The sequence below is a fragment of the Trinickia caryophylli genome (assembly GCF_034424545.1).
In the GTDB taxonomy this organism is placed as follows: domain Bacteria; phylum Pseudomonadota; class Gammaproteobacteria; order Burkholderiales; family Burkholderiaceae; genus Trinickia; species Trinickia caryophylli.
In genome coordinates this window covers 807080-824144 of the sequence record NZ_CP139971.1, presented here as the reverse complement: position 1 = coordinate 824144, position 17065 = coordinate 807080, and the positions used below count along the sequence as shown (strand labels likewise).

General features: G+C 61.1%; 9 protein-coding genes. 8 read left to right on the top strand and 1 reads right to left on the bottom strand.

The window, feature by feature from the left end; translation table 11 throughout:
• Positions 1-537 precede the first annotated feature (537 nt).
• The 4 genes from U0034_RS22865 to U0034_RS22850 all read left to right on the top strand — a co-directional run bounded on the left by U0034_RS22865 (position 538) and on the right by U0034_RS22850 (position 12945).
• The gene (locus U0034_RS22865) at positions 538-2319 is read left to right on the top strand and encodes a ShlB/FhaC/HecB family hemolysin secretion/activation protein (protein WP_233212008.1); all 1782 of its coding nucleotides are present in this window, start codon (positions 538-540) and stop codon (positions 2317-2319) included.
• Positions 2316-12122: a hemagglutinin repeat-containing protein gene (locus tag U0034_RS22860; RefSeq protein WP_085229612.1), complete on the top strand. Its 9807-nt coding sequence runs from the start codon at positions 2316-2318 to the stop codon at positions 12120-12122. The genes U0034_RS22865 and U0034_RS22860 overlap by 4 nt, the downstream gene beginning before the upstream one ends.
• 6 nt (positions 12123-12128) lie before the next feature.
• Positions 12129-12485, top strand: coding sequence for a hypothetical protein (locus U0034_RS22855; RefSeq protein ID WP_085229611.1), 357 nt, complete (start codon positions 12129-12131; stop codon positions 12483-12485).
• Between the two features lie 121 nt (positions 12486-12606).
• Positions 12607-12945 (top strand): hypothetical protein, encoded by a 339-nt coding sequence (locus U0034_RS22850; RefSeq protein ID WP_139831206.1) that lies wholly within the window; start codon positions 12607-12609, stop codon positions 12943-12945.
• Positions 12946-12955: 10 nt separating this feature from the next.
• Here the strand turns inward: U0034_RS22850 and U0034_RS22845 are convergent.
• Positions 12956-14076 (bottom strand): IS3 family transposase gene (locus tag U0034_RS22845; protein ID WP_143795572.1). Its coding sequence is split into 2 segments (ribosomal slippage): positions 12956-13818 and positions 13818-14076, totalling 1122 coding nucleotides; the frame shifts between segments, so codons are not numbered across the junction.
• Positions 14077-14405: 329 nt separating this feature from the next.
• Here U0034_RS22845 and bcpO point away from each other — a divergent pair.
• The 4 genes from bcpO to U0034_RS22825 all read left to right on the top strand — a co-directional run bounded on the left by bcpO (position 14406) and on the right by U0034_RS22825 (position 17003).
• Complete coding sequence (gene bcpO / locus U0034_RS22840) at positions 14406-14627, top strand: CDI system lipoprotein BcpO (protein WP_085230874.1); 222 nt, start codon at positions 14406-14408, stop codon at positions 14625-14627.
• 561 nt (positions 14628-15188) lie between these two features.
• Positions 15189-15710 (top strand): hypothetical protein, encoded by a 522-nt coding sequence (locus U0034_RS22835; protein WP_162801016.1) that lies wholly within the window; start codon positions 15189-15191, stop codon positions 15708-15710.
• Complete coding sequence (locus tag U0034_RS22830; RefSeq protein ID WP_139831245.1) at positions 15710-16114, top strand: hypothetical protein; 405 nt, start codon at positions 15710-15712, stop codon at positions 16112-16114. Before U0034_RS22835 ends, U0034_RS22830 begins: the two co-directional genes overlap by 1 nt.
• Positions 16115-16709: 595 nt before the next feature.
• Positions 16710-17003, top strand: coding sequence for a polymorphic toxin type 50 domain-containing protein (locus tag U0034_RS22825; RefSeq protein WP_199187131.1), 294 nt, complete (start codon positions 16710-16712; stop codon positions 17001-17003).
• Positions 17004-17065: the final 62 nt, after the last annotated feature.

The window sequence follows — 17065 nt, the reverse complement described above, 5'->3', positions numbered from 1 at the left end:
CTTGCCGTGGGCGCCGGGTTCCACGCGCTGGCATCCGCGCATTTCGGGGTGCATCCAATCATAAAAATCTGCTTTTCCGGGGCTGAACATGCGATACGCAGTTGCTGTTCTTCGATCTCTAACGTGGGCCTTCGCTGAAGGCGTCACACGTCCGTTTCGCCGGGGCGGGTCGGCAGCCCGCATTCCGCCCCTGATATTCGCGCTGCCTCTTTAGGGGCCTTGCCGTCTCATTTGTTACTCGGGGTCCTCGCGATCCCGATGGCTCGACGCGTCACTCCGATTGGTTTCATCGGAATGGCGAATGACGACGGTGGCCGATACAGCGGCTATCCGCGTCGGCCTGAAAGGCAATAGCCGGTTTCAAGACGATTCGATCACGCTTTTCCGCGCAATCGCGCCGAGGCGAACGATCGTGCCGTGCGCCGGTTGATAAGAAACAGACGTCCAATAATGAAAAGCAATAAGAGAGCACGCGCAGCGCAACCGTTGCGGCGTGGAAACACGGGGTTTGGCCGCACAGCACGCGGCGCATCGACGTTGAAAGCGATCGCGCTCGTATGCGGCGCGATTTTTTTCACTTCGTTGCCACGCATCGTGCATGCGCAGGCGGCGGCCGCGCAGCCGCCGTTGCCGCCGTTGCCGCCAGCCACGCGATCGTTCGACGAGCAGGAGCAGCGCCGCAGGGCGGAGCAGCAGCAGCTCGAACGGGAGCGCGCGCAGCGTGCGCCTAACGTCCAACTCCAACCGCAGCCCGAGGCCAAGCCTGTCGACGACGGCCGCGTACCCGCGGAAACGCCGTGTTTTCGGGTGGATCGGTTGACGCTGGCGGTGCCCGACGGTCTAAGCGAAAAAGTGCGTGCGGCCGGCGAGCGGGCGCTCTCGCCCGATCCGCTGTTCCCGGGCCAACTGTCGTTCGCCGTCGATTACCTGAAGCGCTATGAAGGCCAATGCGTGGGCCGCGACGGGCTCAATCTGATCGTGCACCGCGTGTCTGCGCTGATCCTGGACAGGGGCTATACGACCACACGCGTCGTGATACCCGAGCAGGACATCTCGACGGGAAAGCTCACGCTGAGTCTCATTCCGGGCGTGATCGGCGCTATTCGTTTCGCCGATCCCAAAACCTATGGAACCTGGCGCAACGCATTTCCGACCCACGCCGGACACCTGCTGAATCTGCGCGACCTCGAGCAAGGGCTCGAGCAGATGAAGCGGGTGCCGAATCAGGACGTCGACATGCAGATCGTGCCGGGGGCGAATACCGGCGAAAGCGACGTCGTCATCGCCGTGAAGCGCCAGAAACCGTGGACGTTCTCGCTCAGCGTCGACGACAGCGGGCTGAAATCGACCGGGCAACTGCAGGCTACCGCGCATTTGGGCCTGAGCAATCTGCTCGGTCTGTCCGACATTCTCGATGTCAGCTACAGCCATGACGTCAACGGACATCCGGGCCTTTACGGCACGCGAGGCCAAAGCGCGTTCTACGCGATTCCGTGGGGAAACTGGACTTTCACGGCGACGGCGAGCAAGTACCACTATCACCAGGAAATCGCCGGCGCGTTTGCCAATTTCGTGTCGAGCGGCATTTCGAAGACGTTCGAAGTCAAAGCCGAGTACCTGTTCTATCGCAATCAGGTCCAGAAAAATTCGATCGAATTCCGCACGGGCAAGTACTACGCCGAAGCGTTCATCGACGGTTCGGAGATAGACGTTCAGCACCGCGACAACAGCTATGCGCAAGTGGGTTGGTCGCACCGGCATTACTTCGGCGCGGCGCAGTTCGACAGCCTCGTCTCGTATCGCTGGGGTGTGCCGTGGTTCGGCGCGCAGCCCGATTTGCCGGGGGCCGGCACGCCCACGTATTACTACCACATCGAAACGCTCGATGCGACGCTGAGCGTGCCGTTCGCGCTGGGCCCTGTTCGGTTGCGCTATCTCTCGACGCTGCACGCGCAGAACTCGCCGAACGTGCTTTATCCGACCGAGGATATCTCGATCGGCAGCCGCTACACCGTACGCGGCTTCGACGGCAACACGATGCTTGCCGCCGAGAAGGGCTTCTACCTTCGCAACGACCTCGAGATGCCGATCTTCCGCACAGGCCAGACGTTGTACGTGGGCCTCGACGGCGGTGAAGTATTCGGCCCGGCCACGCAGAACCTGCTCGGCAGAAAGCTGGTGGGCGCGGTGGTCGGGCTGCGCGGCAGTCCCTTCAAGAACGCATATTACGACGTCTTCATCGGCGGCCCGCTCTATCAGCCCGCCCGGTTTCCCAATCGATGGCCCGTTGCGGGCTTCAGTGTGAGCTTCCAGATATGAATCGATTCCTCTATCGAATCATCTTCAATGCGGCGCGCGGACTGTTCATGGCCGTTGAAGAAACAGCAATCGGCGGCGGGCGCGGAAGCTCGCCGGGCACACGCAGCGTCAGTCCTCAGGCCACCGACGGTCGGGTATCGCAGAGCATCGATTTGCTCGAGATGCGCCGCGTCGCATTCGCGGCACTTTGCCTGCTCGGGATGCAGCCCGTGCTGGTGGAGGCCCAGGTGGTCGCAGCGCCGAGTGCGCCGGCCGCCAACAAACCTGCTGTCGGCGTGACGGCCAATGGTGTGCCGCTCGTGCAGATTACGACGCCGAATGCCGCGGGCGTGTCGAACAATTCGTATTCGCAGTACAACGTTGGCACACAGGGCCTGATTCTCAACAACTCGCCCGGCAACGTGCAGACGCAGCAAGGCGGTTATGTCGGGGGCAATCCGTATCTGTCCAACGGCAGCGCGAGAATCATCGTCAATCAAGTGGTGGGCGGCAGCCCGAGCCAACTGCTCGGCTATACCGAGGTGGCCGGCGCGCAAGCGCAGGTCGTCATCGCGAACCCGGCCGGCATCTATTGCAACGGCTGCGGCTTTATCAATACGAGCCGTGGCGTGCTGACCACCGGCACGCCCGTATTCGGCGGCAGCGGCAGCCTCGATGCCTTTCGCGTCACCGGCGGACAGATTCAGATCGGCAGCGCCGGCTTGAACGGCAGCAACGTCGATCAGGTCGATTTGATCGCGCGCAGCGTGCAGGTGAACGGCAAGCTGTGGGCCGGCCGTGAATTGAACGTGGTCGCCGGGGCTAACGACGTGCGCTATGACGGGCTTGCCGCGCAGGCGCTCGCGCCCGACGCGAACCAGCCGGACGTCGCGATCGACGTTGCGCAGCTTGGCGGGATGTATGCCGGCAAGATCACGCTCGTAGGCACGGAGAAGGGCGTAGGCGTGAACAGCGCCGGCACCATCGAAGCCCAGGCAGGCAATGTCTCGCTCAGCAGCCAGGGGAAAGTGACGCTTTCGGGCAGCACGAGTGCGAGCGGAAACGTCGATATTCATGCGGCCGCCGATGTATCGAATGCGGGTTCCGTCTATGCCGGCCAGAGTGCGACGGTGGCGGCGGATGGCCACGTTTCGAACACGGGGACGACGGCCGCAGCCGGCAATACGACGGTTACCGGCGCCTCGATCGATTCGTCGGGCGCACTTGGCGCGGGGATCGACGCGAGCGGACGCGTGACGGGCAGCGGCAGCCTTGCTCTGACCGGAGCGGGCACGGTTGCCGCGACGGGAACGAACCTGGCCGGTGGTAACGCTTCCGTGTCGGGCGGCAGTATCGAAATGGCCGGCGCAAGAACGCGCGCGGGCGGCAACGTTTCGCTGAACGCCAGCGGTACGAACGGAAGTGTCGGCAACATCGATCAGAACAACGCCCTGTTGAGCGCGGGCGGCAACGTCGCGCTTACGGCAACCGGGCAAGTGACGAACGACGGCGGGCAACTGAGCGGCGCGCAGCTCGACGTAACGGCTTCGGCGCTGTCCAATCGGGCCGGCAAGCTTACGCAGACCGGCACCGGCACCGGCACGACGAGCGTTGCGGTAACGGGCGCGCTCGACAACACAGGCGGCACGCTGGCCACCAACGCGCAGAACACCCGCATTCGCTCGGGCAGCCTGACCAATGACGGTGGCGAGATCACGGCGGCGGGCACAGGTGCGCTCAGCATCGACACGGGCGTGCTCGCCAATCGCGGCGGCACCATCGGAGCGAACGGGACAGCCACTGTGAACGCCACGTCTGTCGACAACACGGCGGGTTCGTTGTCGTCGATGCAGAAGATGAAGCTCGCGGCGAGCGGCGACGTCGAAAACGCACGAGGCACCCTCGTGTCGGGCGGTGGGCTGGACGCGGCGGCGGCCAACGTTCGCAACTCGGGCGGACGGATCGTATCGCTCAATGGCGATGGGCTCTCCGTCACCGCGACGGGGCAGATTACGAATGCGGCCGGAACGACGGCTCAAGGCGAGCAAGGCGGGGTGATCGGCGGCAACGGCGGCGTCGATCTGCGCGCGGCATCGCTGACCAATAGCGGCACGTTGACGGCGGCGCAACAGCTCGGCGCAACCGTGGGCGGAACGCTCGACAACAGCAACGGCGCGATCAGCGCCGGTACGCTGAACGCGAGCGCGAACGCCTTCAAGAACGCGGCCGGCACGGTAAGCGCCGGTATGGCATCGATGAACATCGCGCAGCTCGACAACAGCCACGGCAAGATTCGTGCGGATCAGCTTGCGCTCAACGCGACGAATCTGACCAACGAGGGCGGATCGTTGACACAGCTCGGCGCAGGGCCGATGGCGGTCAACGTCAGCAACGCCATCGACAACGCCAACGGCGGCGTGATCCAGACCAACAGCACGGATTTGACGCTGGCGCCGGCCACGCTCGACAACGATGGCGGCACGGTCACGCACACCGGTACAGGGGCGCTGACGATCGATGCCGGCAATGGAGCAGGGCTGGTGAGCAATGCGGGCGGCAAAATCGTCAGCAACGGTGCCACGACCGTCGAAAGCGGCACGCTCGACAACGTGGGCGGCACGATCGGCGGACGAGGCGGGCTGACGGCGAATGCCGCACAGTCTCTCGACAACTCGAACGGCTCGCTGATTTCGAACGCGGACCTTGGCGTGACGACCGGCGGGGCATTCGTCAACGCGGCCGGAACGGTTTCCTCGGGCAACGATACGTCGATTACGGCCGGAACGATCACGAACAGCGGCAACATACTGGCTGCCCGCACGCTTTCCGTCACGACGAACGGAGCGCTCGACAACAGCGGCGGCACGCTGAACGCGGCCGCGCTCGCGGCACAAGCCGCCTCGTTAAGGAACTCGGGCGGCACGATCAGCGCCGATACGGTGGGGCTCACGATCTCGCAGCTCGACAACAGCAGCGGGCACATCACCGCGAATGCGTTGACGTTGACCGCGAATACGCTCACGAATCAGCACGGAGTGGTGACGCAGCTTGGCACCGGCGCGATGACGCTCGGGGTGAGCGGCACCGTCGACAACTCGAACGGCGGCGTGATTCAGACGAACAGCGCCGACTTGTCGATTACGCCTGCCGCATTCGACAACAACGGCGGCACGATTACGCACGCAGGCACCGGCACGTTGACGATTGCTCCGGGGGGTGGTGGTTCGGCAGTGACGAATGTTGGCGGCAGGATCGTCAGCAACGGCGAAGTGGCATTGACGACGAGTTCGCTCGACGATACGGGCGGCACGATTTCCGCACAGGGTGCGCTTTCCGTTTCGGCGACGAATGCGCTCAACAATACGAGCGGTACGCTGCGTTCGGGTGGCGCGTTGAGCGCCACGACGAATGGAACGCTGACCAACGCGGGTGGCAAGATCAACGCGGGGGCGGCGGGTAACGGCAATGCTTCGACGTTGAACGTCACGGCAGCGGCCATCGACAACGCGAGCGGCCTCATCAGCAATGCCGGCACCGGCGCGACCGCGGTGCACGGCACCTCGTCGATCAGCAACAGCAACGCATTGGGCGTGACCGGCATGGGGGCGATTACCGGCAACGGCAATGTCACGCTGACCACGGTTGCGCTGAGCAATACGCAAGGCGGGCAGCTCAGCGGTGCGAACCTGCAACTCAATGCATCGAGCTTGAACAACAACGGCGGTTTGATCGGCAATGCCGCCAATGCGGCCGGTGACGTGGGCATCAGCACGACCGGGGCTGTTTACAACGCGGGCGGGCAGATCAATGCCGCGCGCAATCTGGCGGTGACCGCCACGACATTGGCGGGTGGTGGCGCGTACAGTGCCGTCGGCGATCTCGCACTGAACCTGCAGGGTGATTTTGCCAACTCGCCCGGTTATTCGTTCAGCGCGGGGCATAACCTCAGTTTTACGCTGCCGGGCACGTTTACGAACGGCGGCACGCTGCTGGGCATCAACGATCTGACGATCAACGCAGGTAGTATCGGCAACAGCGGGACGATGATGGCCGGCGGGCTGCTGAGCACGCGTTCGAATACGCTCGTCAATACCGGGACGATCGTAGGGGGAAGTGTTTCTCTGGCCGCCTCGCAGTCGTTGTCGAATCTCGGAACGTCGGCGCTCATCGGTGCAACCGACAGCACGGGCAAGCTCGAGCTGCTTTCGGCGGACATCGAGAACCGGGATGACAACACGGCCACTGATGCGCCTGCAATGACCGCGATATATGGGCTTGGGCGCGTCGTTCTGGCCGGTGGCAAGGATGCGAGCGGCAATTACACGAAGGCAGGGCTCGTTCACAACCAGTCGGGTTTGATTCAATCGGGCGGCGATATGACGATTGCCGCGAATCAGGTGACGAATACGCGGCGCGTGGTGAGCACCTCGGGCTTCACGTCTGCGGTCGATCCGAGTTTGCTGGCGAGCCTTGGGATCAGCCTTTCCGGTTGCACGGCTATCCACATGGAGGCTTGCAGCGGCCAGGTGGTGGGCTGGGTCAGCGTGGCAAACGCCGACCCGTCGCTCATTGGCGGGGTGTTCATAGACCCGCCGCACGGCGGGCAGTGGAACAGCGGCTATCAGCGCACGACGTATACGGGCGTTGCAATGGCCAACACCGTGACGACGATCAGCCCGCAGGCGCAGATCGTCGCCGGTGGAAATCTGGATGCATCGTCGGTCGATACCTTCCAGAACTACTGGAGCCGGGTGGCGGCAGTCGGGAACATCGGGCTGCCCGCATTGCTCGATCAGAACAGCTGGCGGGGCCAGTCGGCGCCGCAAGTGCAGGTGACGTATTCGGGCCAATACCATTACCGAAACTACGACGGCAGCATCGCGGATTGGACGTATTCGTTCTGCGCGAGCGGATGCAATGCGCCTGCGGATATCCGCACCTATGCGTTACCTGCCTACGAATCGAGCTTTGCGGGAGGCGGGACGCTCAGCGGTACAGGCGTGACGATCAACAATACGGCCGGCAATGCTTCGGTTACGCCGCTCGGTTTGCTGCCTGGGCAGTCCGTGGGTGGTGCGTCCGCGGGTTCGGTCAGCGGCAGCGTGGCGGGTGGGCCGCGCCGGAGTATCGGCGCGCAGTCGGTGAACGGTGGAACCGCGCTGAGCACTGGCGTCGCCGGCGCGAACGACCCGATCATCGCGGGCGCCACGGCGGTGACCGTGTTGAGCAACATCACGGTGCCGCAGGGTGGGTTGTTCAAGCAGGACACGGCACCGGGTGCGACGTATCTGATCGAGACGAACCCGGCGTTTACGAACCTGCACCAATGGATGTCGAGCGATTACTACTTCGAGCAGCTCGGCATGGACCCTGGAAAGATCCAGAAGCGGCTCGGAGATGGCTTCTATGAGCAGCAGCTCGTACAAAGCCAGATCATGGCGCTGACGGGCAAGGCGGTGCTGACCAATTACGCCAGCACGCAGACGGAGTTTCAGGCGTTGATGGCATCGGGTGCGCAGCTTTCGAAGTCGCTGGGGTTGGCGCCGGGGATGGGGCTGTCGGCCGAACAGGTATCGCAGCTCACGTCGAACGTGGTGATCATGCAGACGCAGGTCGTCGACGGGCAGTCGGTGCTCGTGCCCGTGGTGTATCTGGCGAAGGCGAGCCAGCAGAACATGAGCGGCGGGCCGGTGATTGCGGCGACGGACATCGATCTGAAGGATACGAGGTCGTTCACGAATAGCGGCACGGTCGTGGCGTCGAACAGCTTGACCTTGACCGGTCAAAGCATCGACAACCAGAACGGCACGCTGCAAAGCGGCGGGCTCATGACGCTCGCGACGGTGGGTAACGTCGATCTGACGTCGGCGACGGTGAAGGCGGGGAGCCTCGCGCTGCAGGCCGGGGGCGATCTGATTCTCGATACGGCGGTGAAGACGACGAATCAGGTCAACGATAACGGCGCCACGCGGATCAATTCGACGCTGGGGCCGTTGGCGAGCATCAGTGTGGAGGGCGATGCGGCCATCATCACGGGCGGCGACTTTCAGCAGAACGCGGGGAGCCTGACCGTTGGCGGCAATCTGGGGATGAACATCGGCGGGGATTGGACGCTCGGCGCTGTCCAGACAGGAGAGAAGAAGGTTGTCGAGCGCGCGAACGGTGTCTCCAACACGGATATCAATCAGGCGACAGGCAGTTCGGTGAAGATCGGCGGCATCTCGCAGATCGGCGTCGGAGGCGATCTGACGGCGAAGGGTGCGCAGATCGAACTCAGCGGGGGCGGGGCGATCGCTGCCAACGGCAATGTCACGCTCGGCACGGCGAGCGCAACGTCGACAGTGAATAGCAATAGTTCGGGCAGCGACCATCATGGCAGCTATACGGAAACATTGCATACGTCGGATCAGGCGCTGACCGGGACGATGCTCAAAGGCGGCGATACCATTACAATTGCGGCTGGTAGGGACCTGACGATCAGCGGCAGCGCAGTCAATCTCGACAAGGGCAATGCGAATCTGCTTGCAGCCGGGGATGTGAACATCGGCGCGGCAACCGAAACTCATGAGCTGAACTCCCACGAGACCCACAGCCACAGTAATGTGGTGAGTGGTGCGGCGATTGCGAGTGGGATCGATCAGGCGACCACCTATAGTCAGAGCAGCACCGTATCGGCGGACGGCGTCAACGTTGTCAGCAACCACGATATCAATGTGACGGGCAGCAACATCGTCGGCACAAACGATGTAGCGCTGAGGGCGACGCGCGACGTCAACATCACGACCTCGCAAGACACGACGCAGTCGTCCAGCTACTACGAGAAGAAGGAAACGGGGCTGCTCACCAATGGGGGCCTGTCAGTGACGGTAGGTTCGCGCTCGATGGCGCAGCAAGACGAGAACAGCTCGGTGACGAATCACGGGAGCGTGATCGGGTCGTCACAAGGTAGCCTCACGATCCAGGCCGGGAAGGATGCGACGATTACGGGCAGCACGGTTGTTGCAGGCGAGAACGTCGGCATCGCAGCCCAGAACGTGACGGTGAACGCCGCGTATGACACCTACAAGGACGCTCAATCGCAGCAGTTCAGCCAATCGGGATTGAGCGTCGGCTTGGGCGGCGGCTTGGTTGGACTTGGGCAGTCGATGGCGAGCGCGATCAACCAAGGCCAGCACTCGGGCGATTCGCGCCTCGCTGCGGTGCAGGCCGTGGCAGCGGCCGAACAGGCTTACAAGAACCGTGGCGGCATCAAAGATGCGGCGAATGCTCTGTCGAACGGCAACGTGAGCGAGGCGGCCAAGGGCGTGCAGGTGCAGATCAGCATCGGATCGAGCCACAGCAGCAGCAATGCGACGACATCGATTACGAACGCGAAAGGCTCGTCGATCATCGGCAATGGCAATGTTTCGATCACCGCGACGGGCACGTCGGACGCAACCGGAAACGTGGTGGCTGGCACTGGAAACATTGCGATGACGGGCGCATCGGTGCTCGGCAAGAACGTAACACTCGATGCGCACAACGCGATTACGCTGCAAAGCGCGGAGAGTACCGAGCAGAATTCCAGCTCGAACAGCTCAAGCGGCTGGAGTGCGGGCGTTGCGATCGGAGTCGGAAAGAACACCGGGATCAGCGTCTTCGCGAATGCCTCGAACGCGCACGGCCAGGGTAATGGTGACGGCATCACGCAAACTAACACGACGTTGGCCGCTGGCAATACGCTGACGATGACGTCGGGCGGAGATACGATGCTTTCCGGTGCGCGGGTGTCCGGCGATAAGGTAAAGGTGGACGTAGGTGGAGCGCTGACGATGACGAGCCGTCAGGATACGTCGAACTACAGCAGCAATCAGCACAACACGGGAGTGAGCGGCAGCTTCACCTTCGGCTACGGTGGCGGGGCGGAGGCGTCGATCGGCCATACGAGCGTCGATGCGGATTACGCATCGGTGAATCAGCAAACTGGAATTGTTGCTGGTAAGGAGGGATTCGACGTCAACGTGGCGGGTCATACCCAGCTCAACGGTGCAGAGATCGCGAGCGCCGCGCCGGCCGACAGCAATACGCTGACGACGGGCAGCCTCGGGTTCACCGACATTCAGAACAAGATGTCGTATTCTGGGAAGACGGAAGGTTTCTCGACTTCAGGTGGGCCGAGTTTCGCTCAGACGAGCGATAGTGCGAGCGGCGTCACGCGTGCAGCGGTCAGCCCCGCGACGATCGTGGTGAAGGCCGATGAGAAAAACGGCACGGATAGTACAGCGGGGCTGTCGCGTGATACCGCGAACGCGAACCAGACGGTGCAGAACACGTTCAACCTGCAGAAGGTTCAGAACGACATGGCCTTCGCGCAGGCGTTCGGTAAGGTCGCCACTTTCGCGGTGGCGGAGGCGGCGACGCAGCTCGCGAATAGCAGCCCGGAGATGAAGGCGCTGTTCGGGGAGGGCGGTGCGGGCCGAGATGTGCTGCATGCAGCGGTGGCGGCAATAGGGGCCGCGCTTTCGGGCGGGAATATTGGTGGGGCGATCGCGGGTTCGTTGGCCGGAGATATGTTGCAGTCGTTGGCGCAACCGATCATCGACCAGACAGTGAGCCAGTTGCCGTTGAGTGCTCAATCTGCCGCGCGTAATGCGCTGAACGAGATTGTGGCGACCGCAGGCGGTGCGGCGGCTGGGGCGCTCGTGGGTGGCGGGTCGTCCGGCGCGCTTGCTGGTGCGGGGGCGGCGATTGATAATGAGCTTTACAATCGGCAGTTGCATCAAAGCGAATCGGACAAGCTGAAGAAGCTGCAAGACGGTAAAAGCGCCGAGGAGCAACACAAGCTGGCTGCGGCCGAGTGCGCGTTGGTGCATTGCGGGGATGGTGTGCCAGACAACGATCCAAACAAGGCGGCTCTGACGCGGTTGCAGAACGAAGGCCAGAGCTACACGTACGAGCAAGGGTTGCTGAGGAATGCAGGCGCGTTCGACGGTTATGGCAAAGCGGACCGTATTAATGATTGGTATGACCGCAATCAGATCTTGTACCGAACCGTTGGGGCGGTACAAGGCGTGACGGGCGTAGCCAGCGCAGTGGCAGCGCTTGGCGCGGGGTGTTCTACGATCATTGCATGCGGCTTGGCTACCACAGCCGCTACGGGGGCGTTGGATTACTCGAAGGCGGGCTTTACGCAGATGGTAAGCGGTAGCCCGACGTCGACATATGGGGAGCAGGTGCTGCAAGGTTTGGGAATGAGCCCATATGCAGCGTCGCTGACATACGCTGGACTCAACCTGGGAGCAGCCGCCGGAACTGTCGCGGCCAATAACGCGGCGGCGCAGGCTGCTGCGCGGGGTGTGCCGCAGTCAGCAGAAGCCATGCAGGCGGAAATTCAATCCGGTCTGACTCAGCAGGTTGCTGATTTGCGAGCGACCCTGACAGGTAGTGCGAAGACCAGCGGCAATGTGGGGGTGGCGCAGATTAACATTCCGGGTGTTCAACCGACAATGGCTGCGTCCAGCCAAATCGCTAACCCAACAGACGCTCAAAAGGCGTTGGGCTTTGTTGGTCAAGTTCCCGAAATATTCCGTAGTTCAAGTGTGTGGACGGGCGGGAATGATCCTGTGCTTCTTAACCGCAGCGTTGATTCCGAGGCCAAGATATTGAACAACGTCGCGGCGCAGCTTGGCGATAACACCTCGGTTAGCGGTACTATCAATCTGCTTACCGAACGGGCGCCCTGCGCCAGCTGTTCGAACGTGATTCAGCAGTTCCAATCCAAATATCCAAACATCACGATTAATGTGATGGATAATGGTGGAGTTATCAAGCCGACCAAATGGTGAAGCTCTATGACTGAGGATAATGTTGATCGAGTTCCATATGAAACCATCAAGGCGTTGGCGCTTGATGCCTATTTTGATTCCTGCAGGGACAATGCTCTCATGAGAGGATGGTCTCACCGGGAGGTACTTGGAAGTGTTGATTATGCCTTCGAGGGCACGTATGAGTCCAAGGTCGAGAACTTAATGCTATGTGTTGTTCAGTTGGTCCTATCGGGAGGCTGGTATCCAGAGGCGGAGCAGAGCATGAGAGGTAAGATCTCCGGTCAATTCTTAGCGGAAGGCCTGGACAACCTCCTGCAAGGCGTTCCACAAGCAGAAGCTGAGCAATTCAAGCATGACTTGAAGATTCTCAAGTTGATCTGATCTTTACAATCGGCAACTCCACCCGGATGAGCGGAAGTGGGCGAAGGATCATGCCAAGGATTTCGCCGCGTTTTATGAGAAAACGATAGGTAAGGAGATCACGCAAGACCAAGCGGAGAACATGCTGCTTGCGAACGGATACATAAGAGTTGATTCAGCAGCAGCGAGCGGAGGAACTGGCTACGACGCGACGGCGGCGCAGTACCTGACGCAAAACGCGGGCGGGCTGTTCACTAAAGACCAGTACTACAACAATCCGTTCATGTTCGGGAACAAAGACGGATCGCCGACGCCGGAGCAACTGGCAATGCCTGGCGGCAAGTCTGTTCCTGGTGCCGGCAACGTTGCAGCAGCGGGCCTGGGTCTCACGGTTCTCGGCGGAGCCGCACCAGGAATCGCGACTGCTTGGGCATTGGGTGCTGCTGACCTGCCCCCTTCGGTAGGGCCAACCGGCTTCTAGCAAAGTCCCTTTAAACCAGCTCCTGGAAAGTGGCAGGAGCATCCGCTGTTGCCCGATGTTTCGCCGCGAACTCTGCTGGCGAAAGATAATTCAATGCGCTGTGGGGCCGGTCCTCGTTGTAGTCCTGACGCCACGCCGCGATGACCGCTCGGGCATGTGCAAGGCTCTTGAACCAATGCTCGTTAAGGCATTCGTCGCGGAACTTGCCGTTGAACGATTCGATGTACGCATTCTGCGTCGGCTTGCCCGGTTGAATCAATTTCAACGTAACGCCACTGGCGTAGGCCCATTGGTCAAGCGCCCGGCTCGTAAATTCCGGTCCCTGGTCCGTTCGCAGCGCTTTGGGATAGCCCCGGAAACGTGCTGCCCGGTCTAACGCTCGTGCGACGTACAAGCCGGACATGCCGTGGTCCACGACGATATCAACAGACTCCTTGGTGAAGTCATCGACGATAGTCAGGCACTTCAGACGCCGCCCGTTCGACAGCGCATCCATCACGAAATCGATTGACCAAACCTCATTGGGACCGCCCGGCAAAGCCAACTGCTCACGTTCAATCATGACGCCGTGGCGCCGACGACGGCGTCGCACGGCCAGCCCAGCCTCACGGTAAAGGCGAGGCACGCGCTTGTGGTTCGCGTGAATGCCCTCGCGCTCCACGAGTGCATGCAGCCGCCGGTAGCCGAACCGCCGGCGCTCATGCGCCAGTTCCACCAGGCGCGCCGTTAGCGCTTCGTTCTCGTGGTCCGGTTTCGACTCGTAATGCAACACGCTGCGAGACAGCCCAACAAGCCGGCAGGCACGGCGCTCCGAGATGTCGACCTTCTCCCGAATCGCCGCCACTGCCTCGCGCTTGGCTTGTGGGCTCAGGGCTTTCCCTTGACGACCACCTTCAGCGCTTCCATGTCGAGCATCGCTTCGGCCAGTAGCTTCTTCAGCCGCGCGTTCTCGACTTCCAGGTCCTTCAACCGGCGCGCTTCCGGCACCTCCATGCCGCCGAACTTCGCGCGCCACGTGTAGAACGACGCGTCACTGAAGCCGTGCTTCCTGCACAGCTCCTTCACCGGCATGCCGGCCTCGGCTTCCTTCAGAAACCCGATGATTTGTTCTTCCGTAAAGCGCTTCTTCATGTTCGTCTTCCTCTCCGAAAACGAACTTTACTAGGTTCCGACTGGCCCGGTTTGATGGGGGCAGGTCAAATCCTGCGCGGTGGAGCCAGAGGTCGGCGGCTTGCGTCCAGGGCATGAACGGTGATGGCGAAGTCGGTATGCTGTAGTCGGGCGAGTCGCGCAGTGTCACGCGCTTGCCCCCGCGCTGGGGTGACCGCCGGCCGAGCAATCATGAACGACGGCGAAGATTCACTCAGCAGGATTGAATGCAGTTCTCGCAGTTGGTCGACCGGCCGGCCGTTGCATGGTTTAAGACGTGATCGGTCGAAGTCATTGACATTGAGATAACGATGAAGAGAACCAAATGGTCGGTTTTTGGGGCTGTTGTCATATTCGCATTTCTTCCCGCGTGCGAGTCGGTGCCGCCCGACGCACCTCCGCGTCCACCCGGGAAGCCGGAAATGGAGCCGGTACTGCCGTCCTGGTCAAGCGTGATCTGGGTGATGGGCTATTGGAAATGGAGCGGTTCCGAATGGATCTGGGTGCCGGGTCATCTGGCGCCAAAGCCATAGATCGAAGTGGCGCAATGCGCTTGTCATCTTCCGCCATATAGGATCCACTGGACTTCCGGCATAAAGGAGCCACTTCGTTTCCGGCATATAGGGGCCAGCCGGTTTTCGACATATAGGAGCCGGGGCAAGAGCCGAGCATCTCGATCGTGATGCTCATTGCAGACTCAGCTTGTTGGGGTGATCCCCCCAAAGGAGGCTGTGATGGGCCGACGGAGAATCGAGTGCATCAATATCGACAGGTTCTCGTGCGTATGCGCCACGGGGTTCGGAGCGTGAACTGGCGCGCTGTCGCTACATGGCCGACGAAAGCTCGCCGCACTGCGGGCGTTGGCCGAACAACGCGGCTGGCTTAAACCCGATACGCCGTTACCGGATGACGCCGAGATCGCCGCGGCGCTATACCGTGCATCACGGGGCTCGGTCGACTGTCTCCGGGCTTGATGTCCACCGCGCATTGATTGCCTCATGGCTCGAGCAGCAGGTGCCCGGCACGGCCAGAGTTGCACGAGCCCACTCTCACAGTCGAGGACGGATCTGATCCTGCAGGGCGTCAGGTGCGGTTTGGGTGGCATATCCCTCTTCGAGGGCGGCGGTCCGTTCAGTCCGAGCGGGCGCACCGTTCTGGTAAATTCGGGGGTGGGGCAGCCGGCAAACGTTTCGTTGGAGGTGGCAGGTTATGCATCAGGAAATACGACGCTCAGCAGCGGGAGTCGCGACGCCCAAGGAGGGGGACCCAAGGCTTCGGGTGACGCTGCGCGCTTAGCAGGACAGGAGCGTGAAGAACAAGTAGCCAATATTGTCAACGGTTCGACCTCCGGCGAAAAGGTCGCTGTTCCAGGTATAGGGTCGACAGACATCGACGTGGTTGCGCGAAATGGCGACTTGATTGCTGTGGGTGGACCAGCGAAGGCAAACAATCTTGGCAAACTGGCGCAAGAGCTCCGAATCTATCAAGCTATTGCCAATCAGCGAGGCGTGTCGGCGCAAGTCTACTTCGCAGAAGGAACGCCGCGGTCCGCGATTAATCTAGCAACCAAAATACTTGGCGAGGGAAATGTGAAGATTTTCTCTGGGAGTGAATAATGGCATCTCGCATGTTTCGTGTGTCCATCCCTGAAGATCTCGATTTGACTTTCGAGCTTGTAGCGAGCTGCCTCACTGCTGCAGGGCTGTCGATTACAAATCCGGGGAATGGGAGGATTACCTCTTGGTCGAGCGAAGGCGAGCAGTTCGTGATCGATACAGAGAAGTTGATGTTCGAAATAAAGTCGGGTGCTGTGAGAAATATTCAGTTCTGGCTTTCGGCAAGCAATGACATGTTCGTTTCTTGGGAAATTGAAAACTCCTTGGCCGTCTTCTCGTTTTATATTGATGGCGTTGACGATGCTTGTTCCGTGACTGTGGCGGCAAAGCTAGTCGAGCTTGTGTTAAATAAATACAAGAATGGCCGATTAACTGGCGACGTGTTTGCCTTAGCGTTTGAGTAAATTCGAAAATCGAACGAGCTATGCCTCGGTCAGCACCAGCCCCTCTTGTGGGGATTTGACTTCCAACGCCTTCAGGTGCTTGGGCATTGTCTCCAGATCGTGGCAGCCATCTGCTACCGTCCCCCTGCGGCGAAACGGACAGGGCATGCCGTTTGAGGATTTCATTGCGATCCGGATCTGGCTGTAGCCGGGAAATTCCAGGTGAGTTTGACCTCGGCGGCCTCGACCCGCGGGTCTACGCAGTTCTTGAGCAGCGGTTGGCGGTGCCCTGCAGCGAGGCCTCCCCGCCTCGACCGTGCAGTTCCTTAAATCGGCAGAACCCGTCGCTCGAGTGCCCCATCACGCGGCAGGCTTGACTGACCTGAGGCTTGACTGACCTGAGTCATGGCGGACTCCTTGCTGTTTGCAGCGCGTATTGCCGATACGGGCTACGCGCTCAGCGCCAATGCGCGTCTAATCTTCCGCCATATGGGAGCCACGGGGTTTCCGGCATAAAGGAGCCGCAGCGTTTCCGACATAAAGCTCGGGAATGGATGCAGACCTTCTGACAGCGGAGGGCGGGAGCGCGAGCCAGCTCTCACAGTCGAGGACGGACTTGATCCTGCAGGGCATCAGGAACGGGTTGGGTGGCATATTGTTCTTCGAGGGCGGCGGTCCTTTTACGCCGAGCGGGGGCACCGTTCTGGTAAATTCGGGGTTGGGGCATGTGGCGAATGCTTCGGTGGGGACAGTGAGCCGCGAGCCGGGTAATGCGACGTTTGCGGAAAATGGAGGGGGAAGTGATACGCCAGAAATTAATGCAGGCAAGCAGGGTAAGCATCAGCCGGATCATAATAACTTCACTCCTGGTCGAAGCGAGTTGTCGTACCTGATCCTCAAAAGCTTGTAGATGAATATGCCGGAACTGGGCAGCCGGCGAACAATGTTGCGCCTGGTTAGCCGGGATATCGA

Coding starts and splice junctions, on each gene's coding strand:
- U0034_RS22830 (WP_139831245.1), top strand. CDS start 15,710: ATGGCATCTCGCATGTTTCGTGTGTCCATCCCTGAAGATCTCGATTTG.
- U0034_RS22855 (WP_085229611.1), top strand. CDS start 12,129: ATGACTGAGGATAATGTTGATCGAGTTCCATATGAAACCATCAAGGCG.
- bcpO (WP_085230874.1), top strand. CDS start 14,406: ATGAAGAGAACCAAATGGTCGGTTTTTGGGGCTGTTGTCATATTCGCA.
- U0034_RS22850 (WP_139831206.1), top strand. CDS start 12,607: ATGCTGCTTGCGAACGGATACATAAGAGTTGATTCAGCAGCAGCGAGC.
- U0034_RS22860 (WP_085229612.1), top strand. CDS start 2,316: ATGAATCGATTCCTCTATCGAATCATCTTCAATGCGGCGCGCGGACTG.